Source organism: Pseudomonas sp. RIT-PI-q (assembly GCF_001297125.1).
GTDB lineage: Bacteria > Pseudomonadota > Gammaproteobacteria > Pseudomonadales > Pseudomonadaceae > Aquipseudomonas.
Genome location: NZ_LHPC01000056.1, coordinates 62877 through 84475 on the forward strand (window position 1 = coordinate 62877; position 21599 = coordinate 84475).

Sequence of the window (21599 nt, forward strand, 5' to 3'; positions counted from 1 at the left end):
ATTGCGTCTTATTAACGTGTTCTACGCTCTCTAGAATGGCTGGCATCTTTTCCTATACTCAGATGCGCATTCCGCGTCGGGTCGCCAGCAAGGTCAGCCATGAACAAGAACAATCGCCATCCTGCAGACGGTAAAAAACCAGTCACCATTTTCGGTCCGGACTTTCCTTTCGCCTTCGACGACTGGATCGAACACCCGGCCGGCCTGGGCAGCATTCCTGAGCACAACCACGGTGCCGAGGTAGCGATTGTCGGTGCGGGCATCGCCGGTTTAGTGGCCGCTTACGAATTGATGAAACTGGGCCTCAAACCGGTCGTTTACGAAGCCTCGAAAATGGGCGGTCGTCTGCGCTCCCAGGCGTTCAACGGTGCCGAAGGCATCATTGCGGAACTGGGCGGCATGCGCTTCCCGGTGTCCTCCACCGCGTTCTATCACTATGTAGACAAACTCGGCCTTGAGACCAAGCCCTTCCCGAACCCGCTGACCCCTGCATCGGGCAGCACGGTGATCGATCTGGAAGGCAAAACCCATTACGCACAAAAACTGGCGGACCTTCCTGCACTGTTCCAGGAAGTGGCTGACGCCTGGGCGGATGCACTGGAAGCGGGTTCGCAGTTTTCCGATATCCAGCAAGCCATCCGCGACCGCGACGTGCCACGCCTGAAAGAGCTGTGGAACACCCTGGTTCCGCTGTGGGACGACCGCACCTTCTACGACTTCGTCGCCACCTCCAAAGCCTTCGCCAAGTTGTCGTTCCATCATCGCGAAGTGTTCGGCCAGGTCGGCTTCGGCACCGGCGGCTGGGACTCGGACTTCCCGAACTCGATGCTGGAAATCTTCCGCGTGGTGATGACCAACTGCGACGACCACCAGCACTTGGTGGTCGGCGGCGTCGAACAAGTGCCGCTGGGCATCTGGCGTCATGTGCCGGAACGTTGCGTGCACTGGCCCGAAGGCACCAGCCTCAGTTCGTTGCACCGGGGCGCGCCCCGTTCCGGCGTGAAGAAAATCGCCCACGCCGCGAACGGCCGTTTTACCGTCACCGACAACTACGGCGACACCCGCGAATATGCAGCCGTGCTGACCACTTGCCAGAGCTGGCTGCTGACCACCCAGATCGAATGCGACGAAACCCTGTTCTCGCAAAAAATGTGGATGGCCCTCGACCGCACCCGCTACATGCAATCGTCGAAAACCTTCGTGATGGTCGACCGGCCATTCTGGAAGGACAAGGATCCGGAAACCGGTCGCGACCTGATGAGCATGACCCTCACCGATCGCCTGACCCGTGGCACTTATCTGTTCGACAACGGCGACGACAAGCCCGGCGTGATTTGCCTGTCGTACTCGTGGATGAGCGACGCGCTGAAAATGCTCCCGCACCCGGTGGAAAAACGCGTGAAACTGGCGCTGGATGCGTTGAAGAAGATCTACCCGAAAGTCGACATTGCCGCGCGAATCATTGGCGACCCGATCACCGTATCGTGGGAAGCCGATCCGCATTTCCTCGGCGCATTCAAAGGCGCCCTGCCCGGCCATTACCGCTACAACCAGCGCATGTACGCGCACTTCATGCAGGACGGTATGCCGGCCGAGCAGCGCGGGATTTTCATCGCTGGCGACGATGTTTCGTGGACGCCAGCGTGGGTCGAAGGCGCAGTGCAGACCTCGCTCAATGCGGTGTGGGGCATCATGAAACACTTCGGCGGTGAAACTCACGCCGAGAACCCGGGTCCAGGTGATGTGTTCAACGAGATCGGTCCGATCGCCTTGCCCGAGTAAGAGGAATCCGAAATGCGCGTAGCCCTTTACCAATGTCCACCGCTGCCCCTGGATGTCGCAGGCAACTTGCAACGCCTGCATCAACTGGCGCTGGAAGCCAAAGGCGCCGATTTGCTGGTGCTGCCGGAGATGTTCCTGACCGGCTACAACATCGGCACCGACGCCGTCAGTGTGCTGGCGGAGGTGCACAACGGTGAGTCGGCGCAACAGATCGCGCGCATTGCCAAGATGGCGGGGATCGCCATTCTCTATGGCTACCCCGAGCGCACCGAGGACGGGCATATCTACAACGCCGTGCAGCTGATCGACGCCAATGGCGAGCGCCTGTGCAACTACCGCAAGACTCATCTGTTCGGCGACCTCGATCACTCGATGTTCAGCGCCGGGTCCGATGAGCTCCCGGTGGTTGAACTCAACGGCTGGAAGCTCGGCTTCCTGATCTGCTACGACCTGGAGTTCCCGGAAAACGCGCGGCGTCTGGCCCTGGCCGGCGCCGAGCTGATCCTGGTGCCGACGGCGAACATGATTCCCTTCGATTTCGTCGCCGACGTCACCGTCCGCGCCCGGGCCTTCGAAAACCAGTGCTATGTGGCCTACGCCAACTATTGCGGGCACGAAGGCGAGATCCAGTATTGCGGCCAGAGCAGCATCGCCGCGCCGGATGGCAGCCGAATCGCCCAGGCCGGTCTTGATGAAGCGCTGATTGTCGGCGAGCTGGATCGTCAGTTGATGGTCGACTCCCGTGCTGCCAATCGCTACTTGGTCGATCGCCGTCCCGAGCTTTACGGCGAGCTGAACAAGCGCTGATCCACCGTTATCCGCTAGCATTAGCGCTTCTCTGTCCTGGAAGTGCTCATGCCTGCGCTGAATCACCCTCGCCCCCACACTGAAACCCTGGCCAACGGCCTGCGGGTGACGCTGCGTCATGCTCCTGATTTGAAGCGCTGCGCGGCGGCGTTGCGGGTTTCCGCCGGCAGCCATGACGTGCCGCTGGCCTGGCCCGGACTCGCACATTTTCTTGAGCATCTGCTGTTTCTCGGGACGGAGCGCTTTCCTGCGGGACAAGGGCTGATGGCCTACGTCCAGGGGCATGGCGGGCAGGTGAATGCGCGGACCAGTGAACGCACCACGGACTTCTTTTTCGAACTGCCGCCTCAGGCATTCAGTGGTGGGCTGGAGCGTCTGTCAGACATGCTCGCTCATCCGCGTATGAATCCGGACGATCAGCGGCGGGAACGGGAAGTGCTGCATGCAGAATTTGTCGCCTGGTCCCGTGATGCGGCCGCCCAACAGCAATTCGCGCTGTTCGACGGGCTCTCGGCGGCGCATCCGTTGCGGGCGTTTCATGCCGGCAACCGCTACAGCCTGCCGGTGCCACACCCCGAGTTTCAGCACGCGTTGCAGGATTTCTATCAGCGGTTTTATCAGACCGGGCAGATGACATTGAGCCTAGCCGGGCCGCAAAGTCTCGATGACTTGAAGGCCATGGCCCTGAGTTTTGGCGCGGTGATGCCTGTAGGAGAAAAAACCCCGCAACTAGCACCTACAGCCCTGATGGATTCTTCGCACAACAGTTATCAACAGGCCGGTGAACGTCGACTGGATGTGCTATTCGCCTTCGAAGCACTGCCCGACTCGTCGCCCGAAGCGCTGGCGTTCCTGTGCCATTGGCTGAGTGCCGCGAAACCTGGCGGGTTGCTGGCGCAATTGCGAGCGCAAGGGCTTGTCGACAACCTGAAAGCCGCGCCGCTGTATCAGTTCGCCGGGCAAGCCTTGTTACACATCGAATTCACAGTGCCCGCCAATGTAGTGCTCACAGGTATTGGCGAACATCTTCTCGATTGGCTCGGCTTCTTTGCCGCCCAGCAAGACTGGGCCGAATTGCGCGACGAGTACGCCGCCCTGCTCCAGCGCCAGCAGCAAGTCAGCGCTGCCTTGCAACTGGCCCGACTGGACAGCGAACAACGTGAAACAGGTTTATCCGAACAAGGCATTGCCGCCCTCAAGGAAATCCTTAAACAAATCGGCGCTGTGGATAACTTCAGTGGCCCATGGCAACTGCCGACACCCAATCCGTTTTTGCGCGCCGAAGCTCCGACCGCAAATGCCGGCCTGATTCGTGGCCAGACCAGCGCCCACCGTGGCCTGCGGACTTTTGCTCAGGATCGGTCGCGCACCCGTCGCGAACGTTCACCGATGCAATTCAGTCAGGCGTTGCCGGATAACACCGCGGAAGGCGCCGTTTATCTGCGCTGGCGTCTGGAATCGGCGCCTGGCAGCAACCTCCAGGCAAGCCTGGAAAATCACCTGCTGTCGTTGCGCGAAGACGCGCGTCAGGCGGGTGTCGACTTTTCCTTCAGTGCTTCGGGCAATGAATGGCTGCTGAAAATGACCGGGCTACAGCAACCAATGCCCACAATCCTCGAACATACGCTGAAAGAGCTGACAAAACCCGTCGCCAGTTCCTCACAAAAAACACCTGCGCTGATGCCGATTCGACAGCTGCTCAAGGTGCTTCCCGATCGCTGCCTGGCGCACGCCACTGACTCCGACGACTGGCGGCAACTCTGGTCGAGTGCACGCTGGGATGGACTGGCGACAGGCCTATCGGCCCAGACACAAGCGGCGATAGGCCTGGCCTTGAGTCGTGTGCCCGGCGCTGCGGACAATCACCTGACGCCACCGCTATCGATCGGCTCACAGCATCTATGGAGCAGCGTCGACACTGGTTCCAGCGAACACGCGCTGCTGCTCTTCTGCCCGACCGCCACCCAGGCCATCGCCGATGAAGCAGCCTGGCGTTTGCTCGCTCACCTCTGCCAGACGCCGTTTTACCAGCGCCTGCGGGTGGAACTGCAACTCGGTTATGCCGTGTTCAGCGCCCTGCGGCAGATTCATGGGCAGACCGGGCTGCTGTTCGGCGTGCAATCACCGAGCGTCGTATCGCTGGACCTGCTGCAACACATCGAACATTTCCTGAAGGGATTGCCCGGCCTGATCGACAGCATCGATGAAGCAACCTTCATCGCCCAGCGCCAAGCACTGGCCGATCAATTTGATAGCGCGGCGCTGCCCAACGGGCAGGCCGCCGAACTGCTCTGGCAGGGCAAACTGGCCGGCCACTCGTCGGATTATCTGACGCAACTGCCCTTGGCGATTCTGGCCATCGACCGCCCCGCCCTGCATGCCGCCGCTCAGCGACTGAACAACGCCGAAGGCGGCTGGCGCTGCCTGGCCAGCGGGCCTTGCCCGAGCGCGCCTTGGCAAGCGGCAAAATGATCATTACCGGTGGCGCAATTAGCTTTTTCCGAGATTGCAGGCCAATCGCTCTGTAATTTTGAGTAACATAGCCACCTAACTATCTGAACATCTCCGGCTGGAGGTGGACTATATGTATAGATCTCACCTGTCCCATCACCTGAAGGAACGCTCCCATGTCCTGGTCCAAACCTGCTTACACCGACCTGCGTATCGGCTTTGAAGTCACCATGTACTTCGCAAGCCGCTAAGTTTGTATTGAAGTGCAACGCCTCGGCTCGCCGAGGCGTTTTTATTTTCAGCGTTGAAATGATGGAGCTGCCATGTTTGTCCAGATTCTAGGTTCCGCCGCCGGCGGCGGTTTCCCCCAGTGGAACTGCAACTGCGTGAACTGCGCAGGTTTTCGCAATGGCAGCCTGCGGGCCAAGGCGCGGACACAGTCGTCCATCGCGATTTCCGATGACGGTGTGAACTGGATCCTGTGCAACGCCTCGCCGGACATCCGCGCCCAGCTCCAGAGCTTTACCCCGATGCAACCAGGCCGTGCCCTGCGCGATACCGGCATCAGCGCGATCATCCTGATGGACAGCCAGATCGACCACACCACTGGCCTGCTCAGCCTGCGCGAAGGTTGCCCGCATCATGTCTGGTGCACCGACATGGTCCACGAAGACCTGAGCACCGGTTTTCCGTTGTTTACCATGCTGACCCACTGGAACGGTGGGCTGAACTGGAACCGCATCGAGCTCGACCGCAGCTTCACCATCCCGGCCTGCCCGAGCCTGCGCTTTACTCCGTTGCCACTGCGCAGCGCGGCGCCGCCCTACTCGCCACACCGTTTCGATCCGCACCCGGGCGACAACATCGGCCTGATCGTCGAAGACCTGAACACTGGCGGCAAACTGTTCTACGCGCCGGGCCTGGGCAAGGTCGATGCACCGTTGCTGGAGATCATGGCCGGCAGCGATTGCCTGTTGGTAGACGGCACGATGTGGGATGACGACGAAATGCAACGCCGTGGCGTCGGCACCCGCACTGGCCGGGAAATGGGCCACCTGGCGCAGAACGGCCCCGGCGGCATGCTGGAAGTGCTGGAACAACTGCCCAAGCAGCGCAAAGTGCTTATCCACATCAACAACACCAACCCGATACTCGATGAGGATTCGCCCGAGCGTGCGGAGTTGGCGCGGCGTAAGGTTGAAGTGGCGTATGACGGCATGAGTATTGTGCTGTAGCGGATGGCCTCTTCGCGGGCAAGCCTCGCTCCTACATTTGGAACGCATTCCCCTGTAGGAGCGAGGCTTGCCCGCGAAGGCGTCCGACCAGACACCAAAGAATCCACCGGTTATTCCCCGGAGAACCGCAATGACTGACACCGCAATGTCCCCCACCGAATTCGAGGCCGCCCTGCGCGCCAAGGGCGCCTACTACCACATCTATCACCCGTATCACGTGGCGATGTACGAAGGCCGGGCGACCCGCGAACAGATCCAGGGCTGGGTCGCCAACCGGTTCTACTATCAGGTGAACATCCCCCTGAAAGACGCCGCGATCCTCGCCAATTGCCCGGACCGCGAGATCCGCCGCGAGTGGATTCAGCGCTTGCTCGACCATGACGGCGCCCCCGGTGAAGACGGCGGCATCGAAGCCTGGCTGCGCTTGGGCCAGGCCGTCGGTCTCGACCCGGATCAGCTGCGCTCGCAGGAATTGGTGCTGCCCGGCGTACGTTTCGCCGTGGACGCCTACGTCAACTTCGCCCGTCGCGCCAGTTGGCAGGAAGCCGCCAGCAGCTCGCTGACCGAGCTGTTCGCACCACAGATTCACCAGTCGCGCCTCGACAGCTGGCCGCAGCATTACCCGTGGATCGACCCGACCGGTTACGAATATTTCCGTACGCGTCTGGGCCAGGCACGACGGGATGTCGAGCATGGCTTGGCGATTACTTTGCAGCACTACACGACGCGGGAAGGCCAGGAGCGCATGCTGGAAATTCTCCAGTTCAAACTGGACATTCTTTGGAGCATGCTCGATGCCATGAGCATGGCCTATGAACTGAATCGCCCGCCGTACCACAGCGTGACCGAGCAACGGGTCTGGCACAAAGGAATCACCTTATGAGTTTTGATCGCAGCAAGACCCCGACCTGGCGTACCGGCTACCGCTTCCAGTACGAACCGGCGCAGAAAGGCCATGTGCTGCTGTACCCCGAAGGCATGATTAAACTCAATGAAAGTGCCGCGATGATCGGCGGCCTGATTGATGGTGAACGCGATGTCGCGGCGATCATTGCCGAACTGGACGCGCAGTTCCCCGGCGTGCCCGAGCTCGGTGATGACATCGAGCAATTCATGGAGGTCGCCCGTGCTCAGCACTGGATCGAACTTGCCTGATTCCGTGTCAGGCAAGTTACCGCCCAAACCGGAAATCGGCCTGCCCTTGTGGCTGCTGGCCGAGCTGACGTATCGCTGCCCGCTGCAATGCCCGTACTGCTCCAATCCGCTGGACTTCGCCGAGCAAGGCAAAGAGCTGAGCACCGAGCAGTGGATCAAGGTGTTCCGCGAAGCGCGGGAGATGGGCGCGGCGCAACTGGGCTTTTCCGGCGGTGAACCGCTGGTGCGTCAGGACCTTGCAGAGCTGATCGCCGAGGCACGCAAGCTGGGTTTCTACACCAACCTGATCACCTCCGGCATCGGCCTCACCGAGCAGAAAATCAGCGACTTCAAGAAGGCCGGCCTGGACCATATCCAGATCAGTTTCCAGGCCAGCGACGAGCAAGTGAACAACTTGCTGGCCGGCTCGAAAAAAGCCTTCGCGCAGAAACTGGAGATGGCCCGCGCGGTGAAAGCCCACGGCTATCCGATGGTGCTGAACTTCGTCACCCACCGGCACAACATCGACAAGATCGACCGGATCATCGAGCTGTGCATCGCCCTTGAGGCGGACTTTGTCGAACTTGCCACCTGCCAGTTTTACGGTTGGGCGCAGCTCAATCGGGTCGGTTTGTTACCGACCAAAGAACAGCTGGTTCGCGCCGAACGCATCACCAACGAATACCGCGCCAAGCTCGAAGCCGAAGGGCATCCGTGCAAGCTGATTTTCGTCACGCCGGACTACTATGAAGAACGCCCGAAAGCCTGCATGAATGGCTGGGGCAGTATTTTTCTGACGGTCACCCCGGACGGCACCGCACTGCCGTGTCACGGCGCCCGACAGATGCCGGTGCAATTTCCCAACGTGCGCGACCACAGCATGCAACACATCTGGTACGACTCGTTCGGCTTCAACCGCTTTCGCGGCTACGACTGGATGCCCGAGCCGTGCCGCTCGTGCGACGAGAAGGAAAAAGACTTCGGCGGCTGCCGTTGCCAGGCGTTCATGCTCACGGGCGACGCGAGCAATGCCGACCCGGTGTGCAGCAAGTCGGAACATCACGGCGTGATCCTCAAGGCCCGCGAAGAAGCCGAGCACGCGACCCAGACCATCGAACAACTGGCCTTTCGCAATGAACGAAATTCACGACTCATCGCTAAAAGCTGAACCCTTCAGCGCTGCCAAGGCCGTTGCAGCCGGCATCGACTTTGCCGAGTTGCAGGTCGGCCGGCATGGCTTGTTCTGGAACGAGTACCGACCCGAAGATGCGGCGTGTCGAATCTGGCATTGGCGCGACGGCCCGGGAGTTTGCCTGACGCCGCCGGGCTTCAGCGTGCGCAGTCGAGTGTACGAATATGGCGGTGGCGCGTTTTGCCTGACCGATGACGGGATTGTTTTCGTCAACGAGGCCGATCAGCAGCTGTACCGACAGTCACTCACGGGCGCGCCTGAGGTGCTGACTTCAAGTGAATGCCGTTACGGTGATCTGCAGTTCGCCAACGGGCAGGTTCTGGCGGTAGAGGAAAACCGTAATCGGCATCGTCTGGTGGCGATTGATCTGGCTGACGGTGCGCGTCATTTGCTGGCCGAGGGCGCGGACTTTTACGCCGCGCCGACGCTGAGCCCGGATGCCCGTCGCCTGGCCTGGATCGAATGGAGCCGCCCGGACCAGCCATGGACAGCGACTCGCTTGATGGTTGCCGAACGTCAGAGCGAGAGCCGATTTGCTCTGCCGCGTTGCGTGGCGGGCAATGATGTTGAAGAGTCGCTGCAACAACCTCGATTCGATGACAGCGGCCGTCTGTATTGTCTGACGGATCGCGGCGGCTTCTGGCAGCCGTGGGTGGAGTCGGCGGACGGGTTGAGCCCTCTGCCCAGTGCCGCCGCCGACCATGGACCGGCGCCGTGGCAGTTGGGCGGCAGCACCTGGTTACCGCTCAGCGAAGACACGTACCTGGCCAGCTGGACCGAAGGCGGTTTTGGCCGATTGGGTCTTTGCGGTGGCCTCAGCGAGGACTTCACCGGGGATTACAGCCGGTTCCGCCATCTCGCCCTGGATCAGCAGTTCATTTACTGCATCGTTGCCTCGCCTGTCAGCCCTTCGGCAGTGATCGCCATCGACCGCAATACCCGGCAGGTCAAGGTATTGGCCGGCGGTATCGCACCGTTGCCTGCCGAAAAGATCAGCGTTGCGCAAACCCTGCGCTACCCAAGCGGTTCGGGCGAGGCTCACGGTTTCTTTTATCCGGCGATGACCGGTGACGCGAAACCGCCACTGGTGGTGTTCATCCATGGCGGCCCGACATCGGCGTGCTACCCGATGCTCGATCCGCGCATCCAGTATTGGGCGCAACGCGGGTTTGCCGTAGCCGACCTCAACTACCGTGGCAGCAGTGGCTATGGCCGGGCGTATCGCCAGGCGCTGCATTTGAGCTGGGGTGACGTCGATGTGGAAGACGCTTGCGCGGTCGTGACCTATCTCGCCGAGCGCGGCTTGATCGACGGCGACAAAGCATTTATCCGCGGTGGCAGTGCGGGTGGTTACACCACACTTTGCGCGCTGGCGTTTCACAACGTCTTCCGCGCTGGCGCGAGCCTTTATGGCGTCAGCGACCCCATCGCGCTGGGCCGTGCAACCCACAAGTTCGAAGGCGATTACCTGGATTGGCTAATTGGCGACCCGGTGCAGGATGCCGAACGTTATGCCGCACGAACGCCGTTGCTGCATGCGAGCAACATCAGTGTTCCGGTGATTTTCTTTCAGGGTGAACTGGATGCGGTGGTGGTGCCGCAACAAACCCGCGACATGGTCACGGCGCTGCAAGACAACGGGATTCTGGTCGAAACGCATTACTACGCGGACGAGCGTCACGGCTTTCGAAAGGCCGGCAATCAGGCGCACGCGCTAGAGCAGGAGTGGTTGTTTTATCGGCGGGTGGTGGATCAAACAGGTTGAAACCGCGGCGCATCCCTCGCGGGCAAGCCTCGCTCCTACAGGTTTTATGTCGTTAACACGATTTGAGGTACGGCATAAACCCCGTAGGAGCGAGGCTTGCCCGCGAAAGCGATCTACCTGACGCCAAAAAACTCAGCGTTTGGCGATGATATAAACCGCATGCACGATCCCCGGAATATAACCGCACAACGTCAGCAGAATATTCAGCCAGAACGCCCCGGCGAAACCGACTTGCAGAAACACACCCAGTGGCGGCAACAGAATGGCGATGATGATGCGAATAAAGTCCATGGGATCAGCTCCTGATTTGAAGTTGGCTCGCGTGAGCCATACAACTAATCGACCTGTACCGTTCGTCAGGGTTCAGTGTGAGTCTCGGCCGAATACCAGGATCAGCGTGATTGCGCAGACAAAAAAACGCCCCACGCCAAAAGAATCAGGCGTGGGGCGATGCGTTATACCGCGAGACGGTTCGGAAATTCGTGTAGGACGGGTCTGATCAGACGGCAATCCCTTTGCGGCACTGCAGTTGCGCGGTGCGTACGCGGGAGAAGGCACGGGCCAGGCGCAAGAGCATTTCGTCGATGTTGGCTTTGCTGACGGTGAGGGCCGGGGTAAAGCGCAGGCAGTCGGGTTGCGGGGCGTTGAGCAGCAAGCCTTCGTACAACGCTGATTTGACCACAGCGTCCGCCGAATCGTCCGACAGGGTCAGTCCCCAGAGCAGCCCTTGCCCGCGCAATTCGCCGTGGCCGTAGCGATGGGACAAACGCTCCAGGCCGTCGTGCAGGTGTTGACCGGTTGCCCTGACGTGTTCGAGAAAACCCTTGTCTCGCACGCTGTCGAGCACGGCCAGTCCGGCAGCAGTCATCAGCGCATTGCCATGATGAGTACCGGCCATTTCGCCGACCTCGAAACAGCAGGCCTTGCCCCGCGCCAGCAACGCCGCCAATGGCACGCCACCGCCCAGCCCTTTGCCTAGAACAACGATATCTGCCCGCACGCCGTAGGACTCTTCAGCGAGTAAGGTGCCGCAACGACCAACACCGGTTTGCACTTCATCGAAGATCAGCAGGATGCCGAGCTCACGGCACAGGCGCTCGACACCTTTGAGGTAATGCTCGGTGGCCGGAATCACTCCAGCCTCGCTTTGGATCGGCTCGAGCATGATCGCCACGGTCCGTGCGTCCACGGCCGCATGCAACGCCGTGAGGTCGTTGAAAGGTACGTGACTGAAGCCGGGCAGCTGCGGCTCGAATCGGTTGACCAGGTTCGAACTGTCCGACGCCGAAATCGTCCCCAGACTACGACCATGACAGCCCTGACTGGCCACGATGATTCGTGAAGCGCCGCCGCGATACCGCTGGCCCCATTTGCGCGCCAGTTTGATCGCCGCTTCACAGGCTTCGCTGCCGCTGTTGAGCAGGTACGCCTGATCGCTGCCGGTGCTGGTACAGAGTCGCTCGGCAAGGTTGAGCATGCCGCGGTTATGCAGGCCGAAACCGGGGTTGATCAGCGACTGAGCCTGCATCGCTATGGCGTTGACCAATACCGAAGGGCTGTGTCCGAGGCTGTTCGCCCCGCCACCTTGGGAAAAATCCAGATAAGCGCGGTCATCGCTGTCCCACAACCATGAGGCCTGGCCGCGCACGAAAATCTGTTTCGGCCGCTCGACACTGGGCATCAGGCACTCGCTGGACAGGTTGTCGCCTTGGGATGGAAGGGCGATACCCACGGCCAGGTCATCGAGGCTCGGTGGACTGCGACGCAAGTTGAACAAATTCATCTGAAAAAACCTCGCGTGAGGTTTTTTGCCTTACCTATGTAAACACCATCGAAGTAAACGGTATTCATCGCGCTCTATGGCCCTGTAAGCCTTGTGAATGCGGTTAGACTAGGCTCAGCCGAGGCGTTGAGCCATTTCGATTTCACAGCATTTTCGATAAGTACACCTTATGGATTTCAAGCAACTGCGTTATTTCGTCGCGGTCTATGAAGAGGGCCATGTAGGCCGGGCCGCCGAGCGGCTTTCAATCTCTCAACCGGCGTTGTCGCAACAGATTCGCCACCTCGAACAGAACCTCGATGTGAGCCTGTTCGAACGCAGCAGCAAGCGTCTGCTGCCGACCCTGGCGGCCCACACGTTGTACAACCACGCCCTGCCTTTGCTCGATGGCTTGCAGCGGGCGCGCGAAGCATTGGGCAACTTCAAGGGACAAGCCCTGCGGACGCTGGCAATTGGTGTATTGCAGACTGTCCACAGCAGCCTGGTGCCGCAGATGCTGGAACGGGTGCGCAAGGCGCAGCCGCATCTGGTGGTGCAGATCTATGAACTGACCGGGCTGGAAATCGAGCGGCGCTTGCTCAATGGCTCCCTGGATATCGGCATCAGTTACCTGCCGCCTCGTCAGCCGGGATTGCACGGCGTGATGCTGTACGAAGATGAACTGACCCTGGTCATCCCGGCGGACCATCCACTGCGCGAATTCAAGAAAGTCTCCATGAGTCAGGCCGCCGAGCTACCGATGTTGCTGTTGGGTGAAGAGTTTCAGGTGCGGCAGATCTGGCAGGCACAACTGACCAGCCTCGGTCGACGCCCGCAGGTGCAGGCCGAACTGAACAACATGGCGGGCATTCTCGATAGCCTGCCGCATACGCGACTGGCCACGGTGTTGCCGGGGCGATCGCAACAGGCACACGGCAATAAGGAATTGCTGTGGAAACCGCTGACCGAGCCGCGAGTGCCGCTGAAAGTCGGGCTGGTGTGTCGCGATGTGCAACGTCAACAAGCCTCGCTGGGCTTATTGCGGACATTGCTGGAGGAAGTAATGAATCGACCGGATGAACGCTTGAACAGCGCGACAACCCTCGATGGGCTGAGCTGAATACTTTTTTGCGAGCAAAAGAAAACCCCGCCGAAGCGGGGCTTTGCAGACTGTTTCCCTGACATCCATTTCACTCCGCCGTCCTGGCAGAATCCTACGTGTCCGTGTTGTTGCTTTGCGCTTCCTGCGCGACGTCCATGTGAATTAGATTAGCTGTGGATCCAATCTGCATCTATGGGAGAACAGCAGCACGTTATGTAAGAGAATGCTTACATGGCGTTACACGGTCAGAACTGCGCTGCATCCAGCAGGAACAACGACTCGCTACCGGCCTTCACCGACGCGCTCAACGAATGAATTCGCGGTAGCAGGCGTGCGAAATAGAACCGCGCAGTGCCCAGCTTGCTCGCGTAGAAATCGTCCTGCGCTTCTTTACCGAAGGCCGCCTTGGCCATCAGTGCCCACATGTAGGCGTAAGCGACGTAACCGAAGACCTGCAGGTACTCGACCGACGCAGCGCCGATTTCATTCGGGTTGTTTTTCGCCCGGTCGAGCAACCATGCGGTCAGCTCGTCGAGGGTGGTCACGGCATCGTTCAGCGGTTTGGTGAACTCGACCAGATCGGCGCTGGCGGTCGCGGTGAAGTGACGAATCTCGTCAGCGAACAGGTTATAGAACGCCCCGCCGGTGCCGACGATCTTGCGTCCTACAAGGTCCAGCGCCTGAATGCCGTTGGTGCCTTCGTAGATCTGGGTGATGCGCACGTCGCGCACCAATTGTTCCTGGCCCCATTCACGGATGTAACCGTGGCCGCCGAACACCTGCTGGCCGTGAACCGTGGTTTCCAGACCGAGGTCAGTCAGGAACGCCTTGGCCACCGGTGTCAGCAAAGCCACCAGGTCTTCCGCACGCTTGCGGGTAGTCGCGTCTTCGCTGAACTTGGCGGTGTCCAGTTGCATGGCCACGTAAGTCGAGAAGGCACGACCGCCTTCGTTCGAGGCTTTCATGGTCAGCAGCATGCGACGCACGTCCGGGTGGACGATGATCGGGTCGGCAACCTTGTCCTTATTCTGCGCGCCAGTCGGCGAGCGGCTTTGCAGACGGTCGCGGGCGTATTCGACAGCGTTCTGGTAGGAGCGCTCGCCGGTCGCCAGGCCTTGAATACCAACGCCCAGGCGCTCGTAGTTCATCATGGTGAACATTGCGGCCAAGCCTTTGTTCGGCTCGCCAACCAGGTAACCCACGGCTTCGTCAAAGTTCATCACGCAGGTCGCGGACGCCTGGATGCCCATCTTGTGTTCGATCGAACCGCAGCTCAAAGGGTTACGCGCGCCCAGGCTGCCATCGGCATTGACCATGAACTTCGGCACCAGGAACAGCGAGATGCCTTTCGGCCCCGCTGGCGCGTCAGGCAGTTTGGCCAATACCAGATGGATGATGTTCTCGGTCAGGTCGTGTTCGCCGCCAGTGATGAAGATCTTGGTGCCGCTGACCTTGTAGGAACCGTCCGCTTGAGGTTCGGCTTTGGTGCGAATGATCCCCAGGTCAGTGCCGGCGTGCGGCTCGGTCAGGCACATGGAACCGGCCCAGACACCGGCGTACATGTTCGGCAGGTAGGCGGCTTTCAGCTCTTCGCTGGCGTGGGCATTGATCGACAGGCAAGCGCCGGCAGTCAACATCGGGTACAGACCGAACGACAGGCTGGCGGAGTTGACCATTTCTTCGACCTGCGCCGAAACGGCCTTGGGCATGCCCATGCCGCCGTAAGTCGGATCGCCACCAACACCGACCCAACCGCCTTCAGCGTAAGTCTGATAAGCCTGTGGGAAACCTGCCGGCGTGGTGACGGCACCGTCCGCCCAATGGCAACCTTCTTCGTCAGCCGCGCGGCTCAGGGGCGCGATGCTTTTGCTGGTGACCTTGCCGGCCTCTTCGAGAATGGCTTCGACGGTTTCCGCATCAACGGTCTCGGCCAGTGCAGGCAGTTCGGCCCAGAGTTTGGCGACCTCGAAAACTTCATTGAGGACGAAGCGCATATCGCGCAGGGGCGCTTTGTAGTCAGCCATGGCAAACCTCGCAAGATCTAAACAGGTGATTCATAGGAGTGTGTAGTCGTTGGGTCCGAGTGTAACTCAACAACTTTTGCGACACATAGGGTCAGCCAGTGACCGTTTTGTAATTTTTAGTCATTGACTTGCCAGTCATCAAAAGTCCGTTGCAAAAGGTGTGATGCTGTTTACTTTAGAAGGGTTTGGGGTGGGGATGGATGGGATGGGGGCATACCCGTTTCCGCGGTAGCGGCGGCTGGCGGTTTCGCTCTTACAGCGAGTGACTTGGAAGGGCCCCAAGTAACCAAGGGCTTTTGCCCCTCCATTCGGTGCCTCGCTGTGGCTCGGCATGCCGTAACGAAGGCATTGCTCCGGGGGCCGTGTCGTCCCCCCCTGTAGGAGCTGGCTTGCCAGCGAAGATCTTAAATGGGCCACGTTTATCCTGTTGAAACGCGTCATCGTTAACGACCATCGCTGGCAAGCCCGCTCCTACAGAAACGGACCGGTGTACACCCACTGCTCTAAAGCGCAAACAACTCGGCCGGTAGTTGCATCAGGCAATCGCTCCCCGCCTCGATGGCTGCCCGATGAGCGGCGGTACGCGGCAACAATCGCTTGAAGTAAAACTCACTGGTGGCCAATTTACCCCGGCAGTAATCGACATCACCGCTGCCTGCATCGAGTTGCGCCTGCGCCACCAGCGCCATACGCAGCCACAAATAGCCGAGGATGATGTAGCCGCTATACATCAGGTAATCCACCGACGCAGCACCGACTTCGTCCGGATTTTTCATCGCCGCCATGCCGACCTTGGTGGTCAACTCACCCCATTGCTGATTCAGCCCGTTGAGCTGCGCCACATAACTGGCGAATTGCGGATGCTCGGCGTTGGCGGCGCAGAACCTGTGGACGATTTTGGTGAAGCCGCGCAGCAGTTTGCCCTGGCTGCCGAGCACTTTACGCCCGAGCAAGTCCAGCGCCTGAATGCCATTGGTGCCTTCGTAGATCGGCGCGATCCGGCAATCGCGAACCAGTTGCTCCATGCCCCATTCACGAATGAAACCGTGGCCACCAAACACCTGCATACCGTGGTTGGTCACCTCCAGCCCGGTGTCGGTCATGAAGGCTTTGCAGATCGGCGTCAGGAACGCCAACAAGTCTTCGGCGTCCTGCCGCGCCGTTGCATCCGGGCTCAGGTGTGCTACGTCCAGCAACTGCGCGGTGAAATAGGTCAACGCGCGGTTGCCTTCGTTGAAGGCCTTCATGGTCAGCAACATCCGGCGCACATCGGGATGGACGATGATCGGGTCAGCAGCTTTTTCCGGCGCTTTCGGGCCAGTCAAAGCACGCATCTGCAAACGGTCGTTGGCGTACTTGATTGCGCCCTGGAAGCTCGCCTCACCCAGGCACAACCCCTGCATCCCGGTGCCGAGACGCGCGTGGTTCATCATGGTAAACATGCAGTTCAGGCCCTTGTTCGGCTCACCGATCAAGAAGCCCTTGGCCTCATCGAAGTTCAGCACGCAGGTGGCCGAGGCCTTGATGCCCATTTTGTGTTCGATCGAGCCGCAGGAAACACCGTTGCGCTCCCCCGCTTCACCCTCGGCGTTGGGTAGGAACTTGGGCACGATGAACAGCGAAATACCCTTGGTGCCCGCAGGAGCATCCGGCAATTTCGCCAGCACCAGGTGAATGATGTTGTCACTCATGTCGTGTTCGCCGGCGGAGATGAAAATCTTGCTGCCGGAGATCGCGTAGCTGCCGTCCGCCGCCGGCACGGCGCGGGTTTTGATGATGCCAAGGTCGGTGCCGCAATGGGCTTCGGTCAGGCACATGGTGCCGGTCCATTGGCCCGCGGTGAGCTTGCTCAGGTACGTCTGTTTTTGCGCCTCGGTGCCGTGGGCATGGATCGCCGACATTGCACCGTGGGTCAGCCCGGGGTACATGCCCCAGGACGTATTGCTGGAGCCGACCATCTCGCTGATGACCAGGCCCAGGGAGCTTGGCAAACCTTGGCCACCGTAAGCAGGATCGGCCGCCAGACCATGCCAGCCGCCCTCGACGTATTGTGCGAAGGCCTGCTTGAAGCCTGTAGGCGTTGTCACCACGCCATTGTCGAAATGGCAGCCCTCTTCGTCGCCGCTGCGATTGAGCGGTGCGAGAACGTTCTCACAGAATTTCGCGCCTTCTTCAAGGATCGCATTGACCATGTCCGGGCTGGCGTCGGTGGCGCCCAGCGCGGCGTAGTTGCTGTGAAAGTCGAAGACGTGGTCGATCAGAAAGCGCATGTCGCGCAGGGGAGCTTTGTACTCAGGCATGGTCGTTTCTCCGGCAGCAGATGCCTCAAACCTACTGCCGCTGACTCTGCCTCACAATCACAGTCCAGACGCTGAATGCGCCATCATCACTCAACCCGCAGCGGCGTCCATGCGCACGGCGCCACGGCGGTTCTGACCGAAGGCCACCACACAGTTTCGCCCGGCGCCCTTGGCGCTGTAGAGCGCTTCGTCGGCGGACTTCAGCACTTTCTCTGGGGTGCGCTGTTCCACTCGTTCGGCGGCGCCGATACTGACCGTGACCGACACACTGGAGGCGCCGGAACCCGCGCGGCGCTGGCGGCCCTGCTGGTCATCCTGTGGGCGGCTGTCCTGGTTACGCAGTTGAATGTTGTAGGTGGCGATGGTTTCGCGAATGACTTCCAGGTGCGGCATGCATTCCTCAAGGGTTTTGCCTGCGAACACCAGCGCAAATTCCTCACCGCCGTAACGATACGCCCTACCGCCTCCGCCGATTTTCGACAGCTTGCTGGCGACCAGTCGCAGTACCTGATCGCCGACATCGTGGCCGTGGGTGTCGTTGAATTTCTTGAAGTGATCGACGTCACTCATCGCCAGCACGTAATTGCGCCCCAGGCGCTGCATGCGCTCATTCAAGGCGCGGCGGCCGGGCAGCCCGGTCAGCTCGTCGCGGAAGGCCATTTGATAGGCTTCATGGGCAACTGCCGCAGCAATCATCAGCATGACCTGACTGCACATGATGTTCAGGGTGAACGGCAGGATGAAGGTTTTCGGCAACATCCAGAACAACCCGAGCAAACCGACCAATTGAGCCGCGTGCAACGGTCGCGGGTTACGCCAGTATTGCCAGCTCAGTAACACAAATGCGGCGATGAATACCGGATAGGACAACTGAATCAGACTCATCCAGGCGCCATGCAGCGCTGGCCAGCGAATTTCCGACAGCCACATCAGCAGCGCCTGTGGGTAACTTTGTTCCAGCCCCAACGCCACGCTGCCAACAGCCAGCAACACGGCGAAGCGCGCCACCATGTCCTGAAACAGATGGGTACGTTCCTGCCAGGCAGCGAACACGCCAAACAACAGCGGAAGCAGCAGGCAGCACAAATGAAAGACCACGGCGGCATCTTCACGCACCTTGCCGTTGTCACGGTAATAGTCGGTCTGGGTGTCGAGCAGGTAGTAGGCGATATACACCGTGACCATCAGAAACAGTTCACGCTGGCGTCGGTAAACTGCGCAGTAAGCACCGCCGAGCAACAGCACCAGGGTGGGCAGTACGTTGAACAACGAGGTGAAGAAGACGTTGAGATCTTTGACGTAGGCAGCCGCAAGCCCCGCGAGCAAAAGCAGCAATGACGGTAGGAAATGGCTGAAACGTACAGCGGAAGAACGCGGCAAGGGGTAGAGCTCCGACCCGTCAGATCAATAGATGGCATTGTGCCCACCCACGTTAACGGCAGAGGTCCTGACTTACTGAGTGCTTAACCGAGGTTTTTTTAAAGCTGCATTGCCCTAACGCGATCCGTAGCAGTTGGCGCAGCCTGCGTTCGGCTGCGTAGCAGTCGTAAAATCAGACACTGAGGTGCATCAGACCCACCGTGCACTCAGGTTTTACGACTGCTGCGCAGCCGAACGCAGGCTGCGCCAGCTGTTACAGGGTATGCGTCGCGCTCGCTGTTCTCGTCAAAGATCGTTGTAGAAAGGTTGCAATGGCCCTTCGCTGAGGCTGCGACCTTCTGCGCCGATGGGTTTGAGTGACACCGGCGCATCCAGTGCCTGGCGAGTCGTTATCTTCGGACTGACCGGCTTTAACGTCACGGCGTTTTCGTCGCCCACGTGGCCTTGTGGAATGACCAGCGACGGATGATCGAACGGCGCTCGCTCCCAGGCGACTCGCGGATCGGTCAAGCCGACTTCCATGAATTTGACCAGTGCATCCACTTCATCGGGCGTGAGGTTCAGGTTCGTCATGTCCGGATCGAGGTTCGACGTGTTGTGCTGGTTCGCCGCAGGATGCTCGAAACCGCTGGTGTTGTTCGCATCCTCGCCACGCCGGTCGCCACCGCGGTTATAGAACTCCATCACCTGTTTAAGCGTCGCCCGGCTGCCGTTATGGAAATACGGTCCGGTCAACGCGATGTTGCGCAGCGTCGGGGTCTTGAAGGCACCATCGACTGAATCGCGGAAACCGACATTGGGCGTGAGGGTAGCGTCACAGGGGATCGCCGCGCTCAACGGCGCTTCGAAGGTGCACACGTCGATATCCAGTGGATCAGGCACTTTGCCGCCTTGCAACGCAGTGTTGTACTCACGGCTGAAGGACAGTGGGTTACCCCAGGCGTCCGTCCCGCCGAGCGCCAGGTCTTCCGATGTCGGGCGCACACCGGTGTTGTAGAAGCCGTTGTCATACAGCGTGGTCAGATTGTCGGCCATCACCATGCGCTCGATGCGCTCACGGGGGTGGAACAGCAAGCGGCTGCCGGCGTTGGTCAACTCCGCGCCGCCATGGCAACTGACGCATTTGCCCTTGCCGAGGAACAGGTTCATGCCCGCGACTTGCTGGGCATTCATTGCCTGAGTATTACCGTCAAGGTAGGCGTCCAGCGGCGCTTGATCAGAAATCAGCGTCGATTCGTACATCTGGATCGCCAGCCCGAAGAACAGCGGGAAGTTGGCTTCCATCTGAGTATACGGCGCGCCACCCAGCGAGACTTGCTGCGTCGCGTTCCACAGGCGTGGCTGGAAGGCAGCCTTGATCAGCTCTCGGTAGGTAGGACGGCGGGCGCCGGAAACCGGACCCAGTACCGAGTCGGTGGATGAAATCCTTTGCTGCTTGAGCATCAGTGTGTCGAGCATGCGTCGGCCAATGTCGGCGAAGGTACGCCCGCCGCAGGACATTTCGACGGGGCTACCGGGAGGTCCCACGGCCTGCGAAGCGGCAGAGGCATCGTTGAGCGCCAGTTTCACCTTCACTGCAACGCCGCTGCGATCGTTGGTCACGAAGATTCCGGCATCGGGATCGCGGTTGCCGAACGGCGAGAAGCCGTTGAAAACGTTATTGGCCCGACCGTCCCAGAAATTGCGCACGTTGAACGCGGCGTTGATCACCGACGGTGCATTTCGCCCGGTACTGCGCCGGACATTGATCCCGCCCACCTGGAAAACGCCATCCGGTTGCTGTGTGCACTTGTCGAAACGCGGTTGATTCGGCTTGACGAAGTTGGCGTCGAACACGCCTTGGGAGCCGATCACATCGTCGCTCGAATAGACAATGGCCGAGTTGCGATTGAGCGGATCAGCCAGCACGTGGGTCGGAAAGTCGGTCTTCTTCAGCGTGTAGTTCGGGCCGCCCTTGCCGCCGGACAAAGTCGCGTAAGAGGCCACGTCGCCGGGGATATCGGACGCTACGAACGGCTTGTTGAAGATCGACGTGACGTTTGAATGGGTGCTCGCCTGACCGGGGTTGATCTGGTTGGTGATCCGGTGATCGACCCCGGCGTGAAAGTGGCAAGACGCGCACGCGGTGGCGCTGTCGCTGCCGACCTCCATGTCCCAGAACAGGGCCTTGCCCAGCAGGATCGCGGCGCCGCGATTGAGTACGTAATCGGTCATCAGATCGACTTTGCGCCCGCCTTCGGTGCCCGACGGGTCGGGCGGTGTCATGCCGCGCAGCGATTGCAGGGCGGGGACCTCCACTCCGGGAACGTCAACCTCTGGCACGGGGGCAGCGGCTAAAGCACTCTTGGCAGGCAGACTGACTGCAAGCAGAGCGCCCGCGATCGCGCAGATCAGACGGATAGTTCGGAGAACGCTCAAGTTCGTCATCATGATGACACTCTCGATTTTATGTGGAGTTACCGGGCGCGAGGCATAGGCGAACGGGCAAAGTTCTCACTTTGTCTTTGGCCAGGCTCAAACGCTATTTATCGCGCCAGGGTGGGTGCTTAGTTGTACTGTAGCTGTAACAAATAATTTCAACAGCCAAAATACAAATTAATTTACAGCGGTAACTGACCCACTCAGATTCGGTGTAAATCACCCACTATTGGGGCACTATCCCCCA

At 60.0% G+C, this 21599-nt stretch carries 16 protein-coding genes; 10 read left to right on the plus strand and 6 right to left on the minus strand.

Annotation, left to right across the window (positions count from 1 at the left end; genetic code table 11):
- The first annotated feature begins 99 nt into the window (after positions 1–99).
- The 9 genes from AEQ67_RS30150 (at position 100) to AEQ67_RS30185 (ending at position 10366) form a co-directional block, all read left to right on the plus strand.
- Entirely contained in the window at positions 100–1782 is a 1683-nt protein-coding gene (locus AEQ67_RS30150; protein ID WP_059407401.1) for a flavin monoamine oxidase family protein, read from the plus strand.
- Between the two features lie 12 nt (positions 1783–1794).
- The gene (locus tag AEQ67_RS30155) at positions 1795–2589 is read left to right on the plus strand and encodes a carbon-nitrogen hydrolase family protein (RefSeq protein WP_059407402.1); all 795 of its coding nucleotides are present in this window, start codon (positions 1795–1797) and stop codon (positions 2587–2589) included.
- Between the two features lie 48 nt (positions 2590–2637).
- Positions 2638–5061: a pyrroloquinoline quinone biosynthesis protein PqqF gene (gene pqqF / locus AEQ67_RS30160; protein WP_059407403.1), complete on the plus strand. Its 2424-nt coding sequence runs from the start codon at positions 2638–2640 to the stop codon at positions 5059–5061.
- Between the two features lie 155 nt (positions 5062–5216).
- A complete protein-coding gene (gene pqqA, locus AEQ67_RS34440) occupies positions 5217–5291 on the plus strand; it encodes a pyrroloquinoline quinone precursor peptide PqqA (protein ID WP_009045898.1) in 75 nt (24 codons plus the stop codon).
- 72 nt (positions 5292–5363) lie between these two features.
- Complete coding sequence (pqqB, locus tag AEQ67_RS30165; protein WP_059407404.1) at positions 5364–6275, plus strand: pyrroloquinoline quinone biosynthesis protein PqqB; 912 nt, start codon at positions 5364–5366, stop codon at positions 6273–6275.
- A gap of 130 nt (positions 6276–6405) precedes the next feature.
- Positions 6406–7158: a pyrroloquinoline-quinone synthase PqqC gene (pqqC, locus tag AEQ67_RS30170; protein ID WP_059407405.1), complete on the plus strand. Its 753-nt coding sequence runs from the start codon at positions 6406–6408 to the stop codon at positions 7156–7158.
- Positions 7155–7430, plus strand: a complete 276-nt coding sequence (gene pqqD, locus AEQ67_RS30175; RefSeq protein ID WP_059407406.1) for a pyrroloquinoline quinone biosynthesis peptide chaperone PqqD — start codon at positions 7155–7157, stop codon at positions 7428–7430. Before pqqC ends, pqqD begins: the two co-directional genes overlap by 4 nt.
- On the plus strand, positions 7402–8577 hold the full coding sequence (gene pqqE / locus AEQ67_RS30180; RefSeq protein ID WP_059407407.1) for a pyrroloquinoline quinone biosynthesis protein PqqE: 1176 nt from the start codon (positions 7402–7404) through the stop codon (positions 8575–8577). Before pqqD ends, pqqE begins: the two co-directional genes overlap by 29 nt.
- Positions 8543–10366, plus strand: coding sequence for a S9 family peptidase (locus AEQ67_RS30185; RefSeq protein WP_059407408.1), 1824 nt, complete (start codon positions 8543–8545; stop codon positions 10364–10366). Before pqqE ends, AEQ67_RS30185 begins: the two co-directional genes overlap by 35 nt.
- Positions 10367–10498: 132 nt before the next feature.
- Here the strand turns inward: AEQ67_RS30185 and AEQ67_RS34445 are convergent, their stop codons facing one another.
- Positions 10499–10657: a YqaE/Pmp3 family membrane protein gene (locus AEQ67_RS34445; RefSeq protein WP_007904205.1), complete on the minus strand. Its 159-nt coding sequence runs from the start codon at positions 10655–10657 to the stop codon at positions 10499–10501.
- A 208-nt stretch (positions 10658–10865) separates the two neighbouring features.
- Positions 10866–12149 carry an aspartate aminotransferase family protein gene (locus AEQ67_RS30190; RefSeq protein ID WP_059407409.1) on the minus strand — a complete coding sequence of 428 codons (1284 nt, stop codon included), beginning with the start codon at positions 12147–12149 and terminating at the stop codon, positions 10866–10868.
- Positions 12150–12318: 169 nt separating this feature from the next.
- Here AEQ67_RS30190 and AEQ67_RS30195 point away from each other — a divergent pair, with 169 nt between their 5' ends.
- Positions 12319–13248 (plus strand): LysR family transcriptional regulator, encoded by a 930-nt coding sequence (locus AEQ67_RS30195; RefSeq protein WP_059407410.1) that lies wholly within the window; start codon positions 12319–12321, stop codon positions 13246–13248.
- Positions 13249–13475: 227 nt separating this feature from the next.
- Here AEQ67_RS30195 and AEQ67_RS30200 read toward each other — a convergent pair whose 3' ends face one another.
- The 4 genes from AEQ67_RS30200 to AEQ67_RS30215 all read right to left on the minus strand — a co-directional run bounded on the left by AEQ67_RS30200 (position 13476) and on the right by AEQ67_RS30215 (position 21364).
- Positions 13476–15254, minus strand: a complete 1779-nt coding sequence (locus AEQ67_RS30200) for an acyl-CoA dehydrogenase C-terminal domain-containing protein (RefSeq protein ID WP_059407411.1) — start codon at positions 15252–15254, stop codon at positions 13476–13478.
- A gap of 503 nt (positions 15255–15757) precedes the next feature.
- Positions 15758–17554 (minus strand): acyl-CoA dehydrogenase C-terminal domain-containing protein, encoded by a 1797-nt coding sequence (locus tag AEQ67_RS30205; RefSeq protein WP_059407412.1) that lies wholly within the window; start codon positions 17552–17554, stop codon positions 15758–15760.
- Positions 17555–17644: 90 nt separating this feature from the next.
- A complete protein-coding gene (locus AEQ67_RS30210) occupies positions 17645–18934 on the minus strand; it encodes a GGDEF domain-containing protein (RefSeq protein WP_059407413.1) in 1290 nt (429 codons plus the stop codon).
- A 285-nt stretch (positions 18935–19219) separates the two neighbouring features.
- Complete coding sequence (locus AEQ67_RS30215; protein ID WP_082377993.1) at positions 19220–21364, minus strand: cytochrome c peroxidase; 2145 nt, start codon at positions 21362–21364, stop codon at positions 19220–19222.
- Positions 21365–21599 lie beyond the last annotated feature (235 nt).

Excerpts from the sequence above, each read along its gene's own strand:
- AEQ67_RS30150 (WP_059407401.1), top strand. The coding sequence starts at position 100 with ATGAACAAGAACAATCGCCATCCTGCAGACGGTAAAAAACCAGTCACC.
- AEQ67_RS30155 (WP_059407402.1), top strand. The coding sequence starts at position 1,795 with ATGCGCGTAGCCCTTTACCAATGTCCACCGCTGCCCCTGGATGTCGCA.
- pqqF (WP_059407403.1), top strand. The coding sequence starts at position 2,638 with ATGCCTGCGCTGAATCACCCTCGCCCCCACACTGAAACCCTGGCCAAC.
- pqqB (WP_059407404.1), top strand. The coding sequence starts at position 5,364 with ATGTTTGTCCAGATTCTAGGTTCCGCCGCCGGCGGCGGTTTCCCCCAG.
- pqqC (WP_059407405.1), top strand. The coding sequence starts at position 6,406 with ATGACTGACACCGCAATGTCCCCCACCGAATTCGAGGCCGCCCTGCGC.
- pqqD (WP_059407406.1), top strand. The coding sequence starts at position 7,155 with ATGAGTTTTGATCGCAGCAAGACCCCGACCTGGCGTACCGGCTACCGC.
- AEQ67_RS30185 (WP_059407408.1), top strand. The coding sequence starts at position 8,543 with ATGAACGAAATTCACGACTCATCGCTAAAAGCTGAACCCTTCAGCGCT.
- AEQ67_RS34445 (WP_007904205.1), bottom strand. The coding sequence starts at position 10,657 with ATGGACTTTATTCGCATCATCATCGCCATTCTGTTGCCGCCACTGGGT.
- AEQ67_RS30190 (WP_059407409.1), bottom strand. The coding sequence starts at position 12,149 with ATGAATTTGTTCAACTTGCGTCGCAGTCCACCGAGCCTCGATGACCTG.
- AEQ67_RS30195 (WP_059407410.1), top strand. The coding sequence starts at position 12,319 with ATGGATTTCAAGCAACTGCGTTATTTCGTCGCGGTCTATGAAGAGGGC.
- AEQ67_RS30200 (WP_059407411.1), bottom strand. The coding sequence starts at position 15,254 with ATGGCTGACTACAAAGCGCCCCTGCGCGATATGCGCTTCGTCCTCAAT.
- AEQ67_RS30205 (WP_059407412.1), bottom strand. The coding sequence starts at position 17,554 with ATGCCTGAGTACAAAGCTCCCCTGCGCGACATGCGCTTTCTGATCGAC.
- AEQ67_RS30215 (WP_082377993.1), bottom strand. The coding sequence starts at position 21,364 with ATGATGACGAACTTGAGCGTTCTCCGAACTATCCGTCTGATCTGCGCG.